This window comes from Nitrospinaceae bacterium (genome assembly GCA_018669005.1).
GTDB lineage: Bacteria > UBA8248 > UBA8248 > UBA8248 > UBA8248 > UBA8248.
The window spans coordinates 20,901-39,875 of record JABJAL010000097.1 but is presented as its reverse complement, the minus strand read 5'-3'; the positions used below and the strand labels follow the sequence as shown (position 1 = coordinate 39,875).

Annotated in this window: 17 protein-coding genes; 12 read left to right on the top strand and 5 right to left on the bottom strand. The window is 53.9% G+C overall.

Translation table 11 applies throughout. From position 1 onward, the window contains the following. Positions 1-15: 15 nt before the first annotated feature. Positions 16-894, bottom strand: coding sequence for a DMT family transporter (locus tag HOJ95_15580; protein ID MBT6396119.1), 879 nt, complete (start codon positions 892-894; stop codon positions 16-18). Between the two features lie 238 nt (positions 895-1,132). Between HOJ95_15580 and HOJ95_15575 the strand changes: the two genes are divergently transcribed. The 5 genes from HOJ95_15575 (at position 1,133) to HOJ95_15555 (ending at position 6,347) form a co-directional block, all read left to right on the top strand. Then, complete coding sequence (locus HOJ95_15575; GenBank protein MBT6396118.1) at positions 1,133-2,041, top strand: aldo/keto reductase; 909 nt, start codon at positions 1,133-1,135, stop codon at positions 2,039-2,041. 302 nt (positions 2,042-2,343) lie between these two features. Further along, positions 2,344-3,207, top strand: a complete 864-nt coding sequence (locus HOJ95_15570; protein MBT6396117.1) for a hypothetical protein — start codon at positions 2,344-2,346, stop codon at positions 3,205-3,207. A gap of 201 nt (positions 3,208-3,408) precedes the next feature. Continuing rightward, complete coding sequence (locus HOJ95_15565; GenBank protein MBT6396116.1) at positions 3,409-3,618, top strand: hypothetical protein; 210 nt, start codon at positions 3,409-3,411, stop codon at positions 3,616-3,618. 401 nt (positions 3,619-4,019) lie between these two features. Next, positions 4,020-5,003 carry a Gfo/Idh/MocA family oxidoreductase gene (locus HOJ95_15560; GenBank protein MBT6396115.1) on the top strand — a complete coding sequence of 328 codons (984 nt, stop codon included), beginning with the start codon at positions 4,020-4,022 and terminating at the stop codon, positions 5,001-5,003. Positions 5,004-5,330: 327 nt separating this feature from the next. Beyond that, positions 5,331-6,347: a hypothetical protein gene (locus HOJ95_15555; protein MBT6396114.1), complete on the top strand. Its 1,017-nt coding sequence runs from the start codon at positions 5,331-5,333 to the stop codon at positions 6,345-6,347. 515 nt (positions 6,348-6,862) lie between these two features. Here the strand turns inward: HOJ95_15555 and HOJ95_15550 are convergent. Further along, a complete protein-coding gene (locus HOJ95_15550) occupies positions 6,863-7,570 on the bottom strand; it encodes a hypothetical protein (protein ID MBT6396113.1) in 708 nt (235 codons plus the stop codon). 304 nt (positions 7,571-7,874) lie between these two features. On the opposite strand from HOJ95_15550, the gene HOJ95_15545 reads away from it, so the two are divergent. Next, on the top strand, positions 7,875-8,966 hold the full coding sequence (locus HOJ95_15545) for a hypothetical protein (protein ID MBT6396112.1): 1,092 nt from the start codon (positions 7,875-7,877) through the stop codon (positions 8,964-8,966). Positions 8,967-9,040: 74 nt separating this feature from the next. Here HOJ95_15545 and thiI read toward each other — a convergent pair whose 3' ends face one another. Both thiI and HOJ95_15535 read right to left on the bottom strand, forming a co-directional pair. Continuing rightward, the gene (thiI, locus tag HOJ95_15540) at positions 9,041-10,300 is read right to left on the bottom strand and encodes a tRNA 4-thiouridine(8) synthase ThiI (GenBank protein ID MBT6396111.1); all 1,260 of its coding nucleotides are present in this window, start codon (positions 10,298-10,300) and stop codon (positions 9,041-9,043) included. Then, complete coding sequence (locus HOJ95_15535) at positions 10,297-10,674, bottom strand: hypothetical protein (protein ID MBT6396110.1); 378 nt, start codon at positions 10,672-10,674, stop codon at positions 10,297-10,299. Before HOJ95_15535 ends, thiI begins: the two co-directional genes overlap by 4 nt. A gap of 219 nt (positions 10,675-10,893) precedes the next feature. Here HOJ95_15535 and HOJ95_15530 point away from each other — a divergent pair, with 219 nt between their 5' ends. The 6 genes from HOJ95_15530 to HOJ95_15505 are packed head-to-tail and all read left to right on the top strand — an operon-like array spanning position 10,894 to position 18,367. Next, entirely contained in the window at positions 10,894-11,871 is a 978-nt protein-coding gene (locus HOJ95_15530) for a polyprenyl synthetase family protein (GenBank protein MBT6396109.1), read from the top strand. A gap of 52 nt (positions 11,872-11,923) precedes the next feature. Then, on the top strand, positions 11,924-12,508 hold the full coding sequence (gene maf / locus HOJ95_15525) for a septum formation protein Maf (protein ID MBT6396108.1): 585 nt from the start codon (positions 11,924-11,926) through the stop codon (positions 12,506-12,508). 28 nt (positions 12,509-12,536) lie between these two features. Further along, positions 12,537-13,706 carry a pyridoxal phosphate-dependent aminotransferase gene (locus HOJ95_15520; GenBank protein ID MBT6396107.1) on the top strand — a complete coding sequence of 390 codons (1,170 nt, stop codon included), beginning with the start codon at positions 12,537-12,539 and terminating at the stop codon, positions 13,704-13,706. Next, complete coding sequence (locus HOJ95_15515; protein MBT6396106.1) at positions 13,706-14,713, top strand: D-glycerate dehydrogenase; 1,008 nt, start codon at positions 13,706-13,708, stop codon at positions 14,711-14,713. Before HOJ95_15520 ends, HOJ95_15515 begins: the two co-directional genes overlap by 1 nt. 10 nt (positions 14,714-14,723) lie before the next feature. Continuing rightward, positions 14,724-16,757: a hydantoinase/oxoprolinase family protein gene (locus tag HOJ95_15510; GenBank protein ID MBT6396105.1), complete on the top strand. Its 2,034-nt coding sequence runs from the start codon at positions 14,724-14,726 to the stop codon at positions 16,755-16,757. Beyond that, a complete protein-coding gene (locus HOJ95_15505) occupies positions 16,754-18,367 on the top strand; it encodes a hydantoinase B/oxoprolinase family protein (protein MBT6396104.1) in 1,614 nt (537 codons plus the stop codon). The genes HOJ95_15510 and HOJ95_15505 overlap by 4 nt, the downstream gene beginning before the upstream one ends. 36 nt (positions 18,368-18,403) lie before the next feature. Here HOJ95_15505 and HOJ95_15500 read toward each other — a convergent pair whose 3' ends face one another. Further along, on the bottom strand, positions 18,404-18,610 hold the full coding sequence (locus HOJ95_15500; protein MBT6396103.1) for a hypothetical protein: 207 nt from the start codon (positions 18,608-18,610) through the stop codon (positions 18,404-18,406). Between the last annotated feature and the right edge of the window lie 365 nt (positions 18,611-18,975).

Genomic DNA, 18,975 nt, shown 5'->3' with positions numbered 1-18,975 from the left:
TTGGAGGGGCTTTTTTTATCCGGCCCAGAGGATGGCCATACCCCCCGAGAGGGTAATGATGGCCCCAATGACGACACGCCAGGTGATCGTGTCCTGCTTGCCCATGAAAAGCCATGAGAAGAGCACCACCAGAAGCACCGAGACCCGGCGGATAGGCACCACCTCGATCACCTCGCCGAGCCGGAGCGACACCCAGAAGGTCATCGCGGCTGCAGCATTCATCACCCCGCCTACGATACAGAGGAGCACGGGGCCGAACTTCATCTTGTATTCAGTCTTGCGCTCGGTGATGGGCATGATCGCGGCTTGAAGAAACGAGGCTACAAAACAAGCGACGGCGAGACCGAAAGTGGCCGAGGGAATAAAAGTGAAGGCGTGTTTGCGCATGGAGGGCGCTGTCGCCATGACAAACGCCGCTAAGATTGGAAGAAGGTAATAGATGAACTTTACATTGGAGTCCGCCTTTTTGCGTTCTCCCATAATGAGTATTGCGCCGCCGACGATAAGCAAAGTTCCCGCTCCGACTTCCAGGGTGGGGCGCTCGCCCAGAAATGAGATGGCCACAAGAGCAGACCACAGCGGGGAGAATTGAAAGAGCACCTGGGTGCGCGAGAGGCCAATGAGTTGGATTGCCAGGTACATCAAGTAGCGGGCGGCGAAGTTCGCAGTTACGCCTGATATGGCGAACAGGATGACAGCGTAGAGGGGCCACTCGTCCACCCCGCTTCCCAGGAAATAGAAGATGGTGGCGACGATGGTAATCACGATGTTGGCGATGAGGGCCACCATCCCGGGGCTGAGCCGACCAATGGATTTGCCCAAAAGGGTCTGAGCCGTGGCTGTGAAGACTGCGGAGATGAGTGCTATATAGTTGGGATGCAGGGATTCGAGCAATCGACCACCGTTTGATGTTAAGGGGATAGTTACAGAATAATTACCTTATTATGGCACGCAGGCCCCTCTTAAGTCATGTAGAGCGGCTGCCGAAGTGGGTCTGCGAGATTGCTGGATGGCCTCCAGGCGGATATGATTTACCCAACCAGAGAAAAACTGAGATGGCCTTCAGCTGGAAGGTGATCCCTGTACGATTAACTGAAATATTCTTCCACTCATTAGGATAGGAGGCAGAAACATGGAAAAAAGAATGCTTGGAAATACGGGACTCGAAGTAACGGTTATTGGTTTTGGCGCGATGACCATCGGCGGCGCCTTTGGCCCGGTGGATAATGATGAGAGCAACCGGGCTCTCCACGCAGCCATCGATGGCGGCATGAATTTCATCGATACCTCGGATGCCTATGGCGCGGGGCTGAGCGAGAATGTTATCGGTAAATTCTTAAAGGAGCGATCTGATCGCCACGACATCATCATCTTCACCAAGGGCGGCAACAACATGACTACGGGCGATCGAGATTTCACGCCCGAGTACATCTCGAATGCCCTTGAGAACAGCCTGAAGCGCCTTGAGGTTGAGGCCGTTGACCTCTATCTGCTCCACAATCCGAAGCTCGACAACATGCAGGCCGAGGATAGCTACGCCGTGCTCGAAAAGGCCAAGGATGACGGCAAGCTCAAGAACTGGGGCGTTTCGGTCAACACGGACGAGGAGTGTGACTACGCCGTTTCGCAGAGCCGCCCCTCGGTCATGCAGATGGAGTACAACATCCTCAGCCAGAGCCCGGCGGATTCTTTTGCCCGAGCAAAGGGGGCGGGCATGGGTGTTATCTCGCGTGTTCCGCTCAAAAGAGGTTTTCTCAGCGGCAAGATTGATGAAACTTTCGAGTTCGCCGAGGGCGACCGGCGGAAGAACGCTCTCTCGCCCGAGAACATCAGAAAATTCCAGGACCAGTTGAACCGGGTGCGTGATGTGGCGGGCCAGCTCAACATCAGCCCCGCAGCGGCAGCTCTTCGTTTCTGTGTCTCGAACACGGATGTCTCCTGCGTCATCCCCGGCATTCGTACCGCAGAGCAATCGACCCAGAACGCGGCCTGCGGCGAGGCATTGCCAGCCGAGGCTGTTGCCCGGCTCAGGGCGCTTTAAAAAGAAAGCCCTGTCATGCCAATGACAAGGTGTGTGTAGCTGGAGGTTGAGCAGCAACTAATAATGGTTTTCGGGCGGCCGTCTTCGCATTTGTGGAGGCGGTCGTCTTTGTTCTTAGAAAAAGTTCGGCCCCTGGTTGGGGCGGGAGGCCTTTTGGGGGTGATTTTTTGGTCTGGCACTGGGTCTCAGGTCTTATTTAAGGCCATAGCGGGGGTGTTCATGCTCAAAAATAGGGATAGTATGCAAACGTAGACCTTTCGAAATTACTACCAACGCCATTATTTAAAAAGGGGAGAAAAATCATGGACAACGGAAACAAGAGGTACAACTTCCTGCTCGTTCAGCCTTTTCATGTGCCGGACGACAGCCGCTACTACGATCGTAAGATGAGCGGGACAAAAGAAGAGAGCCTGATGAACTACGAGATGGTCAAGCACCATCTTGATGATGTGAACTGGGAGTTTAACAAGGGGACCCTCGCCACCTATGGTGACTGGGCGGTTGAGAATCGCGAAGAGTTCGGCCTGGTGTCGGGCGGGCGGCTAACTATCGTGCGCGAGGCCTGCGAGAGTGGCCAGTACAACGGCATTATTCTTCTCGGCGGCGGGGAGCCCGGCTTTTTCGAGTGCCGCGAGATAACGCGTAAATATGGCGTCGTCGTCACAGCCAACGCGTTCGCTCAGATGTACTTCGCCACCATGCTCGGAAATAAGTTCAGCGTCATCGATTTTGCCGAGACCCACAACATGTATTACCGGAACCTCGTTTTTCAGCATCGCCTTGAGCACCGCTGCGCATCGATCCGCAATTTTGGCTACTATCATCCCCGGCCCGGCTTCGAGGGCGAGGCCTCGCTGCACGATGAGCGGTTAAAGGCGCTGCGCGGGGAGCCCTCAGAGGCCGTCAACCGCGCCATCGAGGAGGCCGAGGCAGCGATTGAGGAAGACGGCGCCGAGGTCATCACCTTTGGCTGCTCGGGTTGTTTCTGGCTCAAGCCCTTCGTCGAGGCGGGCTTGAAGGAGCGAGGCTGGGAGGTGCCCGTCATCGAGGGCTATGGCGCCTCGATCGAACTCGCCAAGATGATGATTAACATGGGCGTTAATGCGAGTGGTGTTACCTTTCCGGTGGATCGGCCAAAGCGCCGCCCAAGGCGGGTGACGTTCTAGGGATTAGCTCAAAAAAATCAATAATAAAGCCGCCCTCGGGAAGCCGGGGGCGGCTTTTTTTGTTCGATCCCGCCCAGGCAAGGGGGAGAATCCACTTTAGTTTAGGCGTATTGGGCCGATAAGAAGTGTATTGGAACGGGAATCTCTGGTGAGGTTCCCAAGCGTCTTTGAATCGCCCTTGCACCAGGAGGAGTTGACGAAATGTTTTCCATCTCATCCCGTCGCCGACGACGAGATCGCACCAGCGCCAGCGAACTGGCCACAAAGAGCAAGAACATGAAAAACCGTATCACCCCGCTCAGCTTCGAGCGCAGCAATGACGATGAGTACCTCAACCAGGTCGGGCTTAAAAGCTGGATGAAGGTCGAGGTTAAATCTCTCGAAGAAGAAGAAGAAAGGCTTGCCAGCTAGGCATCTGCTCGCCATCGTCATCCGCATTGGGTGACACCCGGCTTTCCTCCTCCCGTGGGGAGCTTCCGAGGTCGGGAACGATACAAAGATTTGCTAGGTCAAAACCTTCCCATAACAGCATTTTCTGAAGTCGAAGCATCTCCATGATTTTCCTGGATAGCCCATCAATTTTTTATCGAATAGAAAATCCAAACCGCTCGCACGATTTCGATGTGCCCAACCTTTGCGCAAGGCGAGGGCGATTAGCGCTTTTCAGTGGAGCGCCTCAAGCGTTGCCCTCGTCCCCGTCATCATTCTGAGACAGGGGATAATTGGCTCGAATTTGAAGGATGGTGCGTATTGTTGTATAAAAATTATTAAATCTGATTTAACCCTTCAATTATTCAAAGGAAGAATTTATCATGGAAAAAAGTCGTGTAGCGTTTGTGGGGCTGGGTAATTATTCGAACCGGTTGGCTGGCTCTGTAGAGCGGGCGGGCAATCTGGAGATAGTCAATTGTTTTACGCGTACCGCTGCGACCCGAAAAGATTTTGCCGAGACAAATGGGTGCCGCGAATCGGATAGCCTCGATGGCGTTCTGAATGATACTGAGGTCGAGGGTGTGATCGTCGTGACGCCCCACTCCACCCACGCCGATATTATTTGCCAGGCAGCTGCAGCCGGGAAACACGTTTTTATCGAAAAGCCCCTGGCGCTAACCGTCGCCGATGCCAGCAGAGCGGCCGATGCGGCTGAAAAAGCCGGGGTGACGCTACAGGTCGGGCATCATCGCCGTTTTCAGGGCGCAACGCGCCACATCCGTAAAATGATTGATGCAGGGGAGCTGGGCGATCTTTATCAACTCGAGGCCAATCTTTCCATGCCGGGCGGGCCGCGAACGGGATGGCGGGGCGACCCTGCCGAGTGCCCGGTGGGCTCGATGACCGGCCTCGGTGTTCATATGGTGGACAATCTCCATTACCTGGCCGGCCCGGTGAAGCAGGTCTCCGCCTTCAGCACGAAACTGGTGGCGACCGGCAACCTGGACAACGTCACAAGCATAGTGGCCGAATTTGAATCCGGGGTGCTCGGCTATATCGGAACCTGCTCGGGCATTCCCAAGCTGTTCAGCACCGCCGCCTTCGGGACCGAGTGCAACGCGTGGTGTGAGGATGAGGGCAATAAACTCTTCCTCCAGAAAAAAGGCGAGATGGTTCGCTCCGAGGCGCCCATCGAGGGCGGCGACGCCATTGTTGAGGAACTGGCCGCATTCGGAAACAGCATCCGCACCGGCGCCAAAGCCGAGGTTGGCGGTCCCGAGGGGCGCGAGGTAATCGTCTTTCTTGAGGCTGTAATCGAGAGCGTCAAATCGGGAAAAGCGGTGGCCTTATCTGATTATCGCTAGGGGATTGAATTTTGTAGCTTGATCAGACTGTCCCTGATTCGGAACTTGATTGGGTGATTCCCGCCTCGTATGGCGGTGTCCGCCCCACCGAAGTTTCCGGCGGTGGGTGAGGGGGGGTAGGTTTTTTCGATTTGAAGTGAAAATAAAGAGCCGCAGGTAAAAAATTGGAATTGCCCGGATTTCAAGGTGCTCTCCGGTGGTCTCACGAAAATGTGGATATGTTAAAATTCGGCTACCCAAGGATCCGCCCTGGAAATGGCGGTTAAAAATTGGTTGTCCCAATGGTGCGCCGATTTCGGTTGCAAATTAGACAAGAGAAAATGCCTGATGTGGAAATTTATTCGAATTAATCTAAAAAATTCCAAGGCAGCCCGGGATTTAATCGTAATCGGAATAATTGCCGTCATCCTTTTTTCGCTTGGGGTTGTCTTCGATTTAGTGGAAGAGCTCCACGAAATAACCCGTGAATACGAATACTGGGAAATTGACGAAATTATCCTTCTCTTCATGCTCTTTTCTTTTTCTTTTGCCATTTTTTCCTGGCGCAGATGGAAAGAACTTCAGTTGGAGGTATTTGCACGTCATCGCTTGGAAATTCAGCTGCGAGAAACCATGGATGAACTCATCGAGGGCCGAGAGGCCCTCATTCGGACTGAAAAGCTTTCATCCATCGGCGTTCTCGCGGCGGGCGCCGCCCACGAAATTCTCAACCCCGCCGCCGTCATTCAAATGCGGGCCGAATTAATTGCCTTGGACACCCCGGATGATAGTCCGGAAAATTTATCCGCCGATATTATTATCCAACACATCGCTAGGATTAAAAATATTTGTAACGAAATGCGCGTATTTTCCCGCGAGGAAAATGCGCCGATGGAGCAATTCGACCCATGCGGCCCGTTAAGGTCGAGCCTTAGCCTGATCAGCCATGAATTTTCTCCCGCTGGAATTGAGACGGCACTAAATTTAGGTGAATCGAATTTTGTCGTCATGGGAAGCCAAGACCAGCTCCAGCAGGTATTCGTCAACTTGTTTAGCAACGCACGCGATGCGATGCCCAACGGAGGGACCATCTCCATTTCATCCGGGGACATCGAATCCAGAGACAAGCGATACTGGGAGCTGAAAGTGTCGGATACAGGGTGCGGGATTTCGAAAGATGTTATCTCCAAGATATTCGACCCGTTTTACACGACCAAAGAACCTGATAAGGGGACCGGGCTAGGGCTGTCCGTGGTGCATGGAATCGTGAAAACCCACGGCGGCGATATTTTTGCCGAAAGCGAGGAAGGACAGGGGGCAACGTTCACCGTCCGTCTTCCCTATGCCATGGGGAAAGATGCCTGAAAGGAGGCTGATGTTTTCCCTGGAAGCCGTTTTTATGCCTCCCGGTTGCATTTTCCTTCCGGCTTCCAGTTACGCGCCTTTTTGAAAGTGTGCTGAGTATCATGAAATACGGCCTTTAAATCCGTTGCCCATCCAGATATTTGTCTTTTGATCCCCATTTCGCTTTTGGCATGCAAGCCGTTCGTGGTTTACAAGCTAGGATGAGATTTTCAAATCTCCCCCCGGCCCATTCTTCACCCCCACCGGATGAACTTCCAAGAAAGGCTTTGATACGGGGCGCTTGCCGACGTTGATCTCCTGAACTTCGGTTGTCGCTAGCGCGCGGTAGATCATGTCTTCGGCGGGGCAGCCACATTTTCGCCAACACCGTTCACCGCACCGAAGTCCTCGGCGTGGCGGCCGCCCGCCTCTGCGTCAAGGACACCAGCCGGGACCGCGCCGGCCGCGTGGTGGGGGAGGGCTCAGCGTGAACATGAAAATACGGGCAAATCGATTTCTGTTCTTGTGGGATTAGGTCAGAAAGTTTCTTTGAATACGGCGCGAAGCCGGGATATCATGCTTGAGAAAGCGCGGCCATTACCATTTAATACGTTCTCCACACGGCTGTGATGTTTAATCCATTTTTCGGTTTCTGTGCAAATCCAGCCGGTTGTCTTTAAAATATTTGAGTAATCCTTATTAAGCGCCCGATTGAATATAGGTTCATGATGAGCTATTCGATTTCTAAAAAATCGCAGATAATTTAATGGGAAATGTGCTTGTTTCCTTGAAAGCTTTGCATGGGGAAACGCTTTGTACAGAATTGGTCTCCACAATTTTTGACTGTAACTGTCTTTCGGTCCCTTTCCGAGTAAAGCGATCCAAAATCCAAAGGAAAGCTCGGCGACTATATGTGGAGGATCTATGGGTTTTTTGGATCTTTTTAGGTTTTCCTTTACGCTATCAATTCTTTCCATGGTTTGAGGGGTAAGTGATGTAGAGGGGTTATCATACCAATTTAATCCATATGCCCTTGAGAGTTCGCGGTGCATGGAATTCCTCAAGGCGACTTCTAGCCCTTGGAGAGGCCCATAAAAGGCGGAACTCAGCGCAGAATTCCATGTGTAGAGTTTTAGAGCTTTTTCCAAATCATTGTTTGTGGCGGCCATATAGGCGGTCAGCCGATCCGGGGTGAGAGTCGCCTCAAGCGCTATTTGGGTTTTGGTGTCGTATTGGAATGCCATAACCTATTGATTACTAACCTCTTGCGAGAAGTATTGACTTTTAATCACTTAGTACCTATCTTTAACTCGTAAGCCCCGGTACCGCCTCTGCTTCGCATGCGGCCGGGGCGAAGCTTTTTGTGCCTGCATATTATCACCAAATCCCAAATATCTGAATATTTATTTTCCTGTTTGCGGCATGGTTTAATGTGTCATAGGAAAAGCTAGCCTGCGAGAGCTTCTAGTTGGGCGGGAAAACCCACCGTTGTTGGCTGGAGTAAGCCGCGAAGCGGGACCGCTTACCGCAGCGAACGGGAGAATGTAGGTGATTTTGGAAAATAAGCTGGATCACATCATTTCAAGCCAGCAATGGCGATTAGCGCAAAGAGAATTATTGCAACAAATATCCGATGGTTTTATTGATGTGAGTAATTATGACTTGTGGGGAAAATACGCGGGAGAAATTGATCGTGGATTGGAAATAAATTGGAGCGCGCGCGAAACATTTTGGCGAGCCTTGAACTCCGCCGTTCGTCAAGCGGAGTTAGTAGATGATATTCAAACTCATAAAGGTCTAATTTATTTTAAAATTGGTGGTCTATCCTTACTGACAGGTCGTAGTTTTAAGACAGCCATGAAATGGCTTAACGAAGCTCACAAAGAGGATGAGCGGCTATGGGAAATACATCACGAAAAATTACCCCAAGAACAGGCGGCTCGTAGGCTTTTCATTATATTAAAGGCATTTGACCAATATTGTAAGAAAATTCGCAACGTAAATGTGAAATCCTTAATCATGAATCACTTATTGTTAAATCGGCTTGAAATAGCGCAACAATTCATAATAATTTTCGATAGAAGTATTCAAGAGCAAAATTCATTAGACCCAATAAGTTTTCGTGGAGTGGGAGATAGGACATTTGAACGATTGTTAGGCAGAAACAAATTTCGAGTAACCGTACAACAAAACTATGATGCAGCTCGTTGGCTTTGTGGACACAAGGAAGAAATTAACAAACCTCCAACTCTTGAAAAGTACGGTCTTGCTCAGGCGACAATAGCTCTTTGTGGAGCAACTTTAGAGGGAGTTCTTTTCTCTATGCGTTCCTTGAGAGAGCAAATTCGCAAGTCGCCCTTAAAAAAGCCGAAACGAAAGACTTCTATACAGAAAAAAAATAATAGAAAATTGAATTATAATCTGAGCTTACTGCTTGGATTTTATCTACAAAATAAGCATGTTTCTCCTGATCTCGCCGCTAGTTTAATTTTCATTTGGTTCGCACGTGACGAGGTTCATCCCGAATTAGCTAATAAGAACTACGACCTACATATAGATATGTATTTTGCGGATTTTGTTTGGACTTTAACCGGAAATGTTCTTGGTCAATTAGCAAAGAAAAGTCGTCGGAAAATCTAATTTATTGAACGAGTGTGTAGGTGACTTGTCGAGAGTAAATAAATGCCGCCTCCGGGAAACCGGGGACGATTTTTTTATTCTTTCGCCCCATCCTTCACCTCTTCAGAATGCACCTCTCCAAAAAGCCTGCTCACCGGTCTTTTCCCCGCATTGATCTCAAGAACTTCACTTTCGGCAAGCGCGCGGTCGATCATCTCCTCTGCGGGCATCTTGGACTCGGCGCGACGAAGGAAGATGGCCTTGGATTTTGTGGCCGGGTGTTTGGGAACGAAAAGGGTGCAGCAATCCTGATCGGGCTCGATGGATATCTCAAAACTGCCAAGGGCGCGGGCCTCGGCGATGATTTCTTCTTTGTCCATGCCCACGAGGGGCCGGAGGATGGGAAGGGTGGCGGCCTCCTCGACGGCAGCCATGTTGGAGAGGGTTTGGCTGGCGACCTGGGCGAGGCTCTCGCCGGTGACGAGGGCGAGGGCGCCCTCTAAGGCGGCGATGCGCTCGGTGATGCGGACCATGAACCGGCGGTAGATAACAACGCGGTCGGCCGCCGGGGCAGAGAGGACGACGTCTTTTTGGAGCGTGCCGAAGGGTACGAGGTAGAGGCGCGAGCCGAGCTGGTAGCCATCGAGGATTTCGGCGAGATCGCCTGCTTTTTCGGCCGAGGCGCGGCTGAGGTAGGGCGCGCCGTGAAAATGGACGAAAATAACCTCGCAGCCGCGCCGCATCATGCGAAGGGCCGCGACGGGAGAATCGATGCCGCCTGAGAGGAGGGCGGCAACCCGGCCGCTGGCTCCGATGGGCAGCCCGCCGGGGCCGGGGATTTTTTCGGCATAAGCGATGGCCCGGTCCTTTAGGGCCTCGATGTGGACGGTGGTGCTGGGTTCGCTCAGGTTGACGGGCAGGCGGCGGCGGGCCTGGATTCGCGCGCCGATGGCCGGGTCCCACTCGCGGGAGCTGGCGGGCACGCCTTTGTGCTCGCGGCGGGTGCGGACGGCGAAGCTGGTGATTTTCATGGGGGCGATCATTTCGATGACGCCCTCGGCGACGGTTTCAAGATCGAGGGGGAAGGTTTTTGCGGGGGCGAAGTAGGCGAGCCCAAATACGCGGGAGAGGGCGGAGATTAGCGCCTCGCGGTCGGTGTCCTCGGTGATGTCCAGGATAAAGCGGCCATGGAGGCGGTGGAGCCTCCCCGGGTTGTGGGGGGTGGCGGCGCGCTCGATTCTTTTGGCCAAAAGGCGGATGAAATGGGGGCGATTTTTGCCCTTGAGGCCGATTTCGTTGTAATGCAATATAAAACAATTACTTACTTGTATGTTCTGGGTGCCGTTGGTGGTCATTGTGCCCTCGTGATCGAGATATTCGCCCCGCCCGCAACCGAGCTAAACGCCTTGGCGTCGCCGATGATTCGCCCTAGGGGGTTCACTGGGCTTGCGGCGCGCGGGGCCTCGTCGGTGCTGGACGGGGTCTGGCCAAAAAAGATACAAAACGCGTTTCCCGGTGGCCAGTAGGCTATCTCGCCAATTTCCATCTCTTCTCTGGCAGTGGGCTCTACAGGGGTCTGAAGAGGGATGGCAAAGTAAATCTCCTCGCCCCATACGTTTGTTTTCTCCTCAAATGGCAGGGATTCCCAGAGTAGCTCCGCCGTAGGGGTCTCTAGAAGATCTGCCTCCACCTCGACACTCCCTGTCACAATTCGTATTTTCCTTGTCATCGGCGCCTTCTCCTGATAGGACCTCTCGGGGGGGTGCTCCCTTATCGAGGCTGCTAATTTAGCGGACAAGGCTCCTGGAGTCACCCTTGGCGAGAAGGTGATTAAATCCCTAGTCTCCTTGACATGCTTGCCTCGCGCCTTTGAATATAATGCGTTATTCTGAGTTTCCTTATTTTGAGTGAATTTCTCGGGCGCTGGCTGCCCGGCTTCGGAGGCACGATGAAGTTTTCCGAAATAGTGGAGAATCTTTCTGCCGATCTTGGGCGAGTCGAGGATGCGATTCAGGAAAATTTTCACTCCGATGTCGTCCTGATCCCAGATGTAAGCGGTCATCTAAGTAACTCTGGTGGAAAGCGAATTCGACCGTTGTTAATGCTTCTCTCCTCAAGGGCCTGTGGATATGAAGGTCCTCGTTCGATTACCCACAGTGTTGTTGTCGAGTTTATTCATACGGCAACGCTTTTGCACGATGATGTGGTAGATGGTGCCGAGGTGCGGCGAGGCAGCGAATCGGCCAATACAAAATGGGGGAACGAGGCGAGCGTCTTGGTGGGCGATTTCCTGTTTGCCCGCAGTTTTTCGATTATGGCCGAGGATGGAAACAGTGAAATATTGAAAACAATGTCTGATGCCTGCACGTTACTGTCCGAAGGTGAAGTTCTCCAACTTGTTAACATGTACAATATCCGGGTTACCGAGGGTCAATACCTGGATGTTATTTATCGCAAGACCGCTGCACTAATTGCGGCAAGCTGCCGAGTGGGCGCTCTGCTTGGAGAGAGTTCCCCGTCGATCGTCAATGCGTTGGATCAGTTTGGTGCTCAGGTAGGTTATGCATTTCAGTTGGTGGACGATGCGCTCGACTATATGGGTGATGTGGAGCGCACTGGAAAAGAGGTTGGCAAAGATCTTAGAGAGGGCAACATCACGATGCCTTTGCTCCGCGTTTGCTCTTCAGCGACTCCTGAAGAGTTTGAGCGGATAAATAAGATTGTTATCCAGTCTGATGAAATCGCGCCCGATGATTTCAGTTTTGTCATGGAACTGATGGGAAAATACAAATCCATTCCCTATACGCTTGATAGAGCGCGAAGCTATGTCGAGGCAGCCAAATCTGCGTTGTCAGCTCTACCCGATTCGACCCATGTTGATTCTCTGCGCGCCATTGCCGACTATGTAGTGGAGAGGGATTATTAATCCCGCTCCCTGATTCTCCTCTTTTGCATATTCATCCACTTCCGGAAGAGAAATGATAGAACACATTCAACCTTTGGTGCTGGCATCGGGTTCGCCTCGCCGCAAGGAGTTGTTGGAAGGCGCAGGTCTGGCTTTTGAGGTTCTGGCTCCGCCAGAGGGAGAAGAGGAAGGTGTGGATCCCTCGCTGCCGCCGGGAGAAGGTGCAATTGCGAGGGCGCTGGCCAAGGCAGCCTGGGTTGCTCGCCAAAGGTCCGAGTTCTTGGTGCTGGGTGCGGATACTGTTGTCGTTCTTGAGGATGAGGTCTTGGGAAAGCCTCGGGATGCCGAGCATGCCCGAGGGATGTTGGCGAGCCTCTCTGGCCGCTCGCATAAAGTGCTCACCGGATTCGCTGTGGTTTTCGATGGCACAGCTCGCACCCGAATTGTTGAAACGCAAGTGAGCTTCCGTGTGTTGGACGAGGTATCCATCGGACGGTATGTTGATAGTGGAGAACCCATGGACAAAGCGGGCGCCTATGCGATACAGGGCCTAGGTGGTGGTTTTGTAGATCGTGTGATTGGAAGCTATACCAATGTCGTCGGGCTACCCTTGCCGGAGGTGTTATTAGAACTGAGCCGGGCTGGGGGCATTGCTTAAATACGGTGTAAACCAGGAGGGAAATAAAATGCGGTTCGCCGAGCGGATGAATTTACTCAAGACCGAAAGCGCTTTTGTGGTGCTCGCCAAGGCGAATGAACTCCAGCGTCAGGGGCGCGATATCGTCCATTTCGAAATAGGTGATACTGATTTTGATACGCCCTCGAATATCGTTGAGGAGGCATACGCGCAGCTCAAGGCAGGACAAACGCACTATTGTCCCTCTGCAGGAGTGTTTGAGTTGCGGGAGGCTTGTTGTGAATTTTTCCGGCGCATGGGGCGGGGTGAATACACGCCCGATGAAATTGTCGTTGGCTCGGGCGGCAAACCGTTTCTCTATTACACGATAATGGCGCTTGCCGGTCCCGGCGACGAGGTTATCTATCCTGATCCCGGTTTTCCAGTCTATGAGTCTGTCACCCTCTACGCTGGGGCGAGTCCGGTGCCGCTCCCCATTCTTGAGGAAAAAAACTTCCGCTTTACCGCCGACGATCTCCGCAAAAGGGTGACGGATAAAACTCAGTTGTTGATTCTCAACTATCCGCATAACCCGACGGGTGGAACACTAGATCGAGAGGAGCTCGAAGCTATCGCCGAGATTGCTATTGAAAATGATATCGTCGTCCTCTCGGATGAGGTGTACGCTCACATGCTTTTCGACGGGGAGCATATCTCCCTCGGCACACTGCCCGGTATGCGCGAGCGGACGATCATGCTTGAGACGTTCTCGAAGACCTACGCCATGACAGGCTGGCGGCTGGGTTTTGTCGCGGCGCCATCTGAAATTGCTGATAAGCTGACCCAACTAATCACAAATTCTGTGAGTTGCGTGCCGCCGTTCATCCAGCATGCGGGGGTGAAAGCAATTCTTGATGACCAGGCCGAGAGCAAGACGATGATGGAGGATTTCAAGCGCCGCCGAGATTTTTTCGTCTCGGGTCTTAATGAGATACCAGGTATTTCCTGCAAAATGCCGGACGGTGCTTTCTATGCTTTTCCGAATGTGAGTGGGGTGGACATGAGCGCAGAGGATTTGTCGGATCATTTGCTCGACACTGCGGGGGTGGCGACGCTTCCGGGCTCCGCATTCGGTTCCCACGCCTCAAAGCATTTGCGTATGTGTTTTGCGAACAGCATGGAAGACCTTGAAAAAGGCCTCGACAGAATTGCAGGTGCCCTCGCCAAGCTGAGGAAATAATGCCCCCCTCGGGTAGTAAAGCTCTTCCGCAGGTATTCCTCTCCCGGCGATTTCGATCGGAATATTTCGATAAACTCCGCGCTTTTTCAGAACTAAAGGTTCACAAGGGCGAGAGTGCGCCCTCTTTTTCCGTTTATCGGCGCGCGGTGAAAAATGTCCGGGTGGTGATCCCCATGGTGGAGGATCCCATCGACGCTGATTTCATGGACGCGGCACCTGGTCTTGCCCTTGTGGCGAACTTCGGCGTCGGATTCGATAATATCGATCTCGCTGCGGCGACCGAGCGCGGTATCTTGGCGACCAACACGCCGGGCGCAGTAGTTGGACCCACGGCTGAGACGGCGATGGGCCTACTCCTCTCAGTCGCCCGGCGGATACCCGAGGCCGATGCCTTCATGCGCTCGGGGCGCTGGAATAAATGGACACCCAATCTTCTAACGGGGAAGAGCTTGTCTGGTCGGGCTCTGGGTATCGTGGGCTTGGGTGGCATCGGTTCGGCGGTTGCCCGAATGGCCAGTGGTTTCGGGATGAAGGTGAGCTACTGGAGCCGGAGCCGAAGAGACCCTAAGGAGGAAGCTGCGTTGGGTGTTGGCTATCTTCCGCTAAAGCGGCTTTTGTCGGAATCCGATTTCATTTCTATTCATGTGGCATTGAACGATGATACGCGGAACATGATTGGGGAGGATGAGTTGGCTCGCATGAAGCCGGGGGCGATTCTTATTAATACTGCCCGGGGCGCGGTCGTGGATGAGAGTGCGCTTATTCGTGCACTTCGCTCTAGTCATCTGGCTGGCGCAGGTCTCGACGTTTACGAGAAGGAGCCGATACAAAAATCGCCTCTCTTTAAAATGAAAAATGTGGTTATGCTTCCCCACATTGGCTCCTCGAGTGACAAAGGCCTGGGAGATATGGCAGACCGGGTGGTGCTGAACATTCGAGCGTTCGTGTCGGGAAAACGCCCGCAGAATCTCCTCAACCCCGAGGCGTGGCCGCGTCGGCGGCGATAAGGCAATCATCTTGAATAAGAAAACAAATTCGACCTCGGTTCGTATCGGAGTGGATACCGGCGGCACTTTCACGGATTTTATTCTCATCCGAGGTAGCCGTGTGCGTGTGCACAAAGTGCCCTCGACGCCGGATGATCCCTCACGGGCCATTTTGAATGGCATCGCCGATTTGGCCGAGAGTGAATCACTCGGTGGAATTGACCTGACTCACGGCTCGACGGTGGCGACGAACTCGCTCCTCACTCGCAGGGGGGCGAGAGCCGCGCTGATCACGACCGCCGGTTTCGAGGATGTCATTGAGATAGGACGCCAGAGTCGCAACAACCTTTACGATCTGGCCTATCATCGCCCGCCCCCGCTCATTCCACGCCCCCTTAGATTCGGCATCAAAGAGCGTCTCGATGAACTTGGGAATGTTGTTGAGCCAATTTCCAGTAGGGAAATTAAACGGCTCACCGAGAGGATAAAAAAATCGGGGGCCGAAATTGCCGCAGTTTGTTTTCTGCACGCCTATGCCAATTCGGCGCACGAGGAAAAAGTGGCCGAGGTGCTTGAGCGGGCGGGCATCGCGGTCTCTTTGTCGAGCCATGTCCTTCCCGAATACCGAGAGTATGAGCGGACTAGCACCACCTGCGTGAACGCCTATGTTTCGCCCATGATGAGCCGCTATCTGGGTGAGCTTGAAAGAAAAATGGGGCCTGGTCGTTTGCGTATCATGCAAAGCAACGGGGGGGTCATCTCGTCGGAAACGGCCTCGCGTGAGGCGGTTCGCACCATTCTTTCGGGTCCCGCTGGAGGCGTTGTGGGCGGCTACGAAGTGGCGCGCCGAGCGGGGTATGAAAAAGCCATCACCTTCGACATGGGTGGGACGAGTACGGATGTATCTCTCTTAGAGGGCGCAATTGGTTTCACCTCGGAAACCGAAGTTGCCGGGTGTCCCATCCGGGTGCCCGTTATTGATATTCATACAGTTGGTGCCGGCGGCGGCTCAATTGCGAGGCGTGACCCGGGCGGAGCGCTCACCGTTGGCCCTGAAAGTGCGGGCGCAGACCCTGGCCCCATCTGCTATGGCAGGGGGAGCGATGTTACCGTAACCGATGCGAACCTGTATTTGGGCAGGCTCGATCCTGAGCGTTTCCTCGGCGGGCAGATGCGCCTGGACGCCGTTGCCGCCGCGCGGGGAGTCCGGAAGTTGGGAAACTCCCTAGGTCTCGACCCCGCCGCAGCAGCAGAGGGGATCACTCGAATTGCGGATCAGCATATGGCCGGAGCTATTCGGCTCATATCTGTGGAGCGGGGATTTGACCCGAGAGATTTCACCCTCATCTCTTTTGGCGGGGCAGGCGGGATGCATGCGGTTTCGCTGGCGCGAATTCTGGATATACCAACAGTGATTGTGCCCCGAGAGCCGGGGATTCTATCTGCGCGGGGGATGCTGACTGCCGATGTCGTCAAGGATTTTGCGCGCTCAATCCTTCTGCCAGCCGGGCAGGTTGATCAAAAAACGCTCACCCGCCACTTCGGTGCTCTGACCAAAGAGGCGGGGCGCGATATGCGGGCCGAGGGGTTTGCGCGTTTTCGAACTGAGCGTTTCGCAGATTTGAGGTATCTCGGCCAGTCTTATGAGCTAACGCTGCCTCTCGGTAGATCTAGCGTCTCTCCTGCGCGCCTTAGGGCCGCCTTTGATAAGGCACACCATGAACGATTTGGCATATCTAATCCTGAGCGTCCCGTCGAGATTGTCACAATCCGGCTCAGGGCGTCGGGAAGTGTTCGAAAGCCCTCTGCCAAGCGGGTGAAGACAGGGGGGCGAGGCGCCGCTCAGGCCCTCGCCGGGGTGCGCGAGATGATTTTTGATGGGAAAAAAATGAAAGGCCGCCTCTATGAGCGCGATCTTCTTCTTGCGGGAGACCGATTTCGAGGTCCGGCCGTTGTGACTGAATTCAGTGCGACTACAGTTCTTCCTCCCGGTGCGGCCTGCCGGGTGGACGAGTGGGGAAATTTGATACTTGATGTGACTAGTGGGGGGAGGGGGCTAAAGTGAAGAGACGAGCTGCATACGATCCGGTCCTCCTCGAGGTGTTCCGCAACCTGTTTTTCGCCGCTTCTGAGGAAATGGGCGTGGCGCTTTGCCTCTCCTCATTTTCGCCGAACATCAAGGAGCGGCGGGATTATTCGTGTGCCATCTTCGATGCCGAGGGGAAAATGGCCGCCCAAGCGGCGCACCTTCCCGCGCACCTGGGCTCGATGCCCATGTCGGTAGAGCACGTAATTGAAACAATGGACCTGAATCCGGGCGATGTGGTGGCGCTCAACGATCCATTCCACGGCGGAAATCACCTGCCCGACATCACGATGATCTCGCCCGTGTTCATGGCGGGAAAAAATAAGCGTCTTATCTATTACGTGGCGAATCGCGCCCATCATTCTGACGTGGGTGGAACGGCGCCGGGCTCGATGAGCATTACGACTGAGATTTTTCAGGACGGTGTTGTAATTCCCCCCGTTCGGCTTGTACGCGAGGGAGAACTCGACGGGGATGTGCTCCGTCTCATTCTCGCCAACGTGCGCACCCCCGAGGAGCGGGAGGGGGACATTGCCGCGCAGATAGCGGCCAATCGGGTAGGCGAGCGCCGCGTGCTCGAAATCGCCCGCCGCCACGGCCTTGCCCGTACGCTTCGCTACACGCGGGAGCTTCAAGCCTATGCCGAGCGGATGACGCGCTCGGCTATCCGGGGCATCCCGGACGGGGTGTATCAGTTTGAGGACGCGATGGAGGACGATGGTTTTGGGAGCGGACGTGTTCCCATTCGGGTAAAGCTGACAGTGAAGGGAGAGCGCCTCCTGGTGGACTTCACCGGCTCTGCCCCCCAAACGCGAGGCAGCGTGAATGCAGTTGAGAGTATCGCCCGGACGGCTGCTTATTACGCCGTTCGTTGTCTTGTTCCCTATGATATTCCGAATAACTCTGGATGTATGGACCCGATAAAAGTCATCGCCCCCGAGGGGACTGTAGTGAACGCTTTGTTCCCGGCCGCAGTGGCCGGCGGGAATGTCGAGACGAGCCAGCGAATGGTGGACGCGATTCTAGGAGCGCTGGCCAAAGCGTGCCCAGGAATTATACCGGCGGCGTCCTGCGGCTCGATGAGTAATCTTTCCATAGGCGGCATCGACCCGAGGCCGGGTGTGCGGCAGGGAAAACCATTTGCCTACTACGAGACCACGGGCGGCGGTATGGGCGGCGGCCCGTTAGGGCCCGGCGAGGATGCAATTCACTCCCATCTGACGAACACGATGAACACGCCTATCGAGGCCCTTGAGCACGCTTATCCCTACCGTGTGCGCCGCTACGGCGTCAGGCGGGGCAGCGGGGGCCGCGGCAAACACCGGGGCGGGGACGGAATTGTGCGCGAGATAGAGGTGATGGTTGATGCGACGGTTTCGTTCATGACCGAGCGCCGGGAGATGGCCCCCTATCCTCTAAAGGGCGGGGAGCCGGGCAAGCCGGGGCGCAATGCTATTTATAGGGGAAAAAAGAGGCTTCCTGTGCCCGGAAAGGCGCGGTTAGAGGCGAAGGCGGGGGATGTCATCTCTCTTGAGACGCCGGGCGGCGGTGGGTGGGGGAGGCCCACAGCCAAGAAAAAACGACGCTAACCCTTGAATCGAAATTTGGCGACAATTGTTTTGTTCCTAGTCGGTCCAGTCTCGTACGCTCCCAAAATAGCGGATTATTTTGGTCCGGGGCACGACCCGAACGACCTCTATTTTATCGATGTTCATGGCCAGTCTTGAGCGGTTGTTGAAAAGGCACCCAGACCATCCATTTGCGCTTAATAAATTAGTCAACTTTTTCATGCTGAGGCCGCCCGTTCGCCCAAAACGCATCGAAATATTCATTTTATCGCCTACCCTGATCGATTTATTTTTGCTCTCGACATGGTGCGGGATAAGCACTGGCGCAAGAATAAATACCGGCGGGCGGTAAGGTATTTCACCAAGGCGCTAAAGGAGTTACCCACCCGAGCAGCTCACGCCATTGCCCATGGCAATGCCGAGCGTTTGTGGAAGCTAATGCCCAAAGGTCGATAGGCGCGAAACTCCTTATATTTCTGCTAGATGTCTTGTTTTTCTCCTTGAATACGACTTTCCTTGATGTATAGAATTTATGTATAATGGATTTACTATCCCGGAGGGGGTGGTTTTTATGAGTGCGGCTGATCCAGTGTGAATCCGGATTAGTCGCACTTTCTTGTACAGAAAAA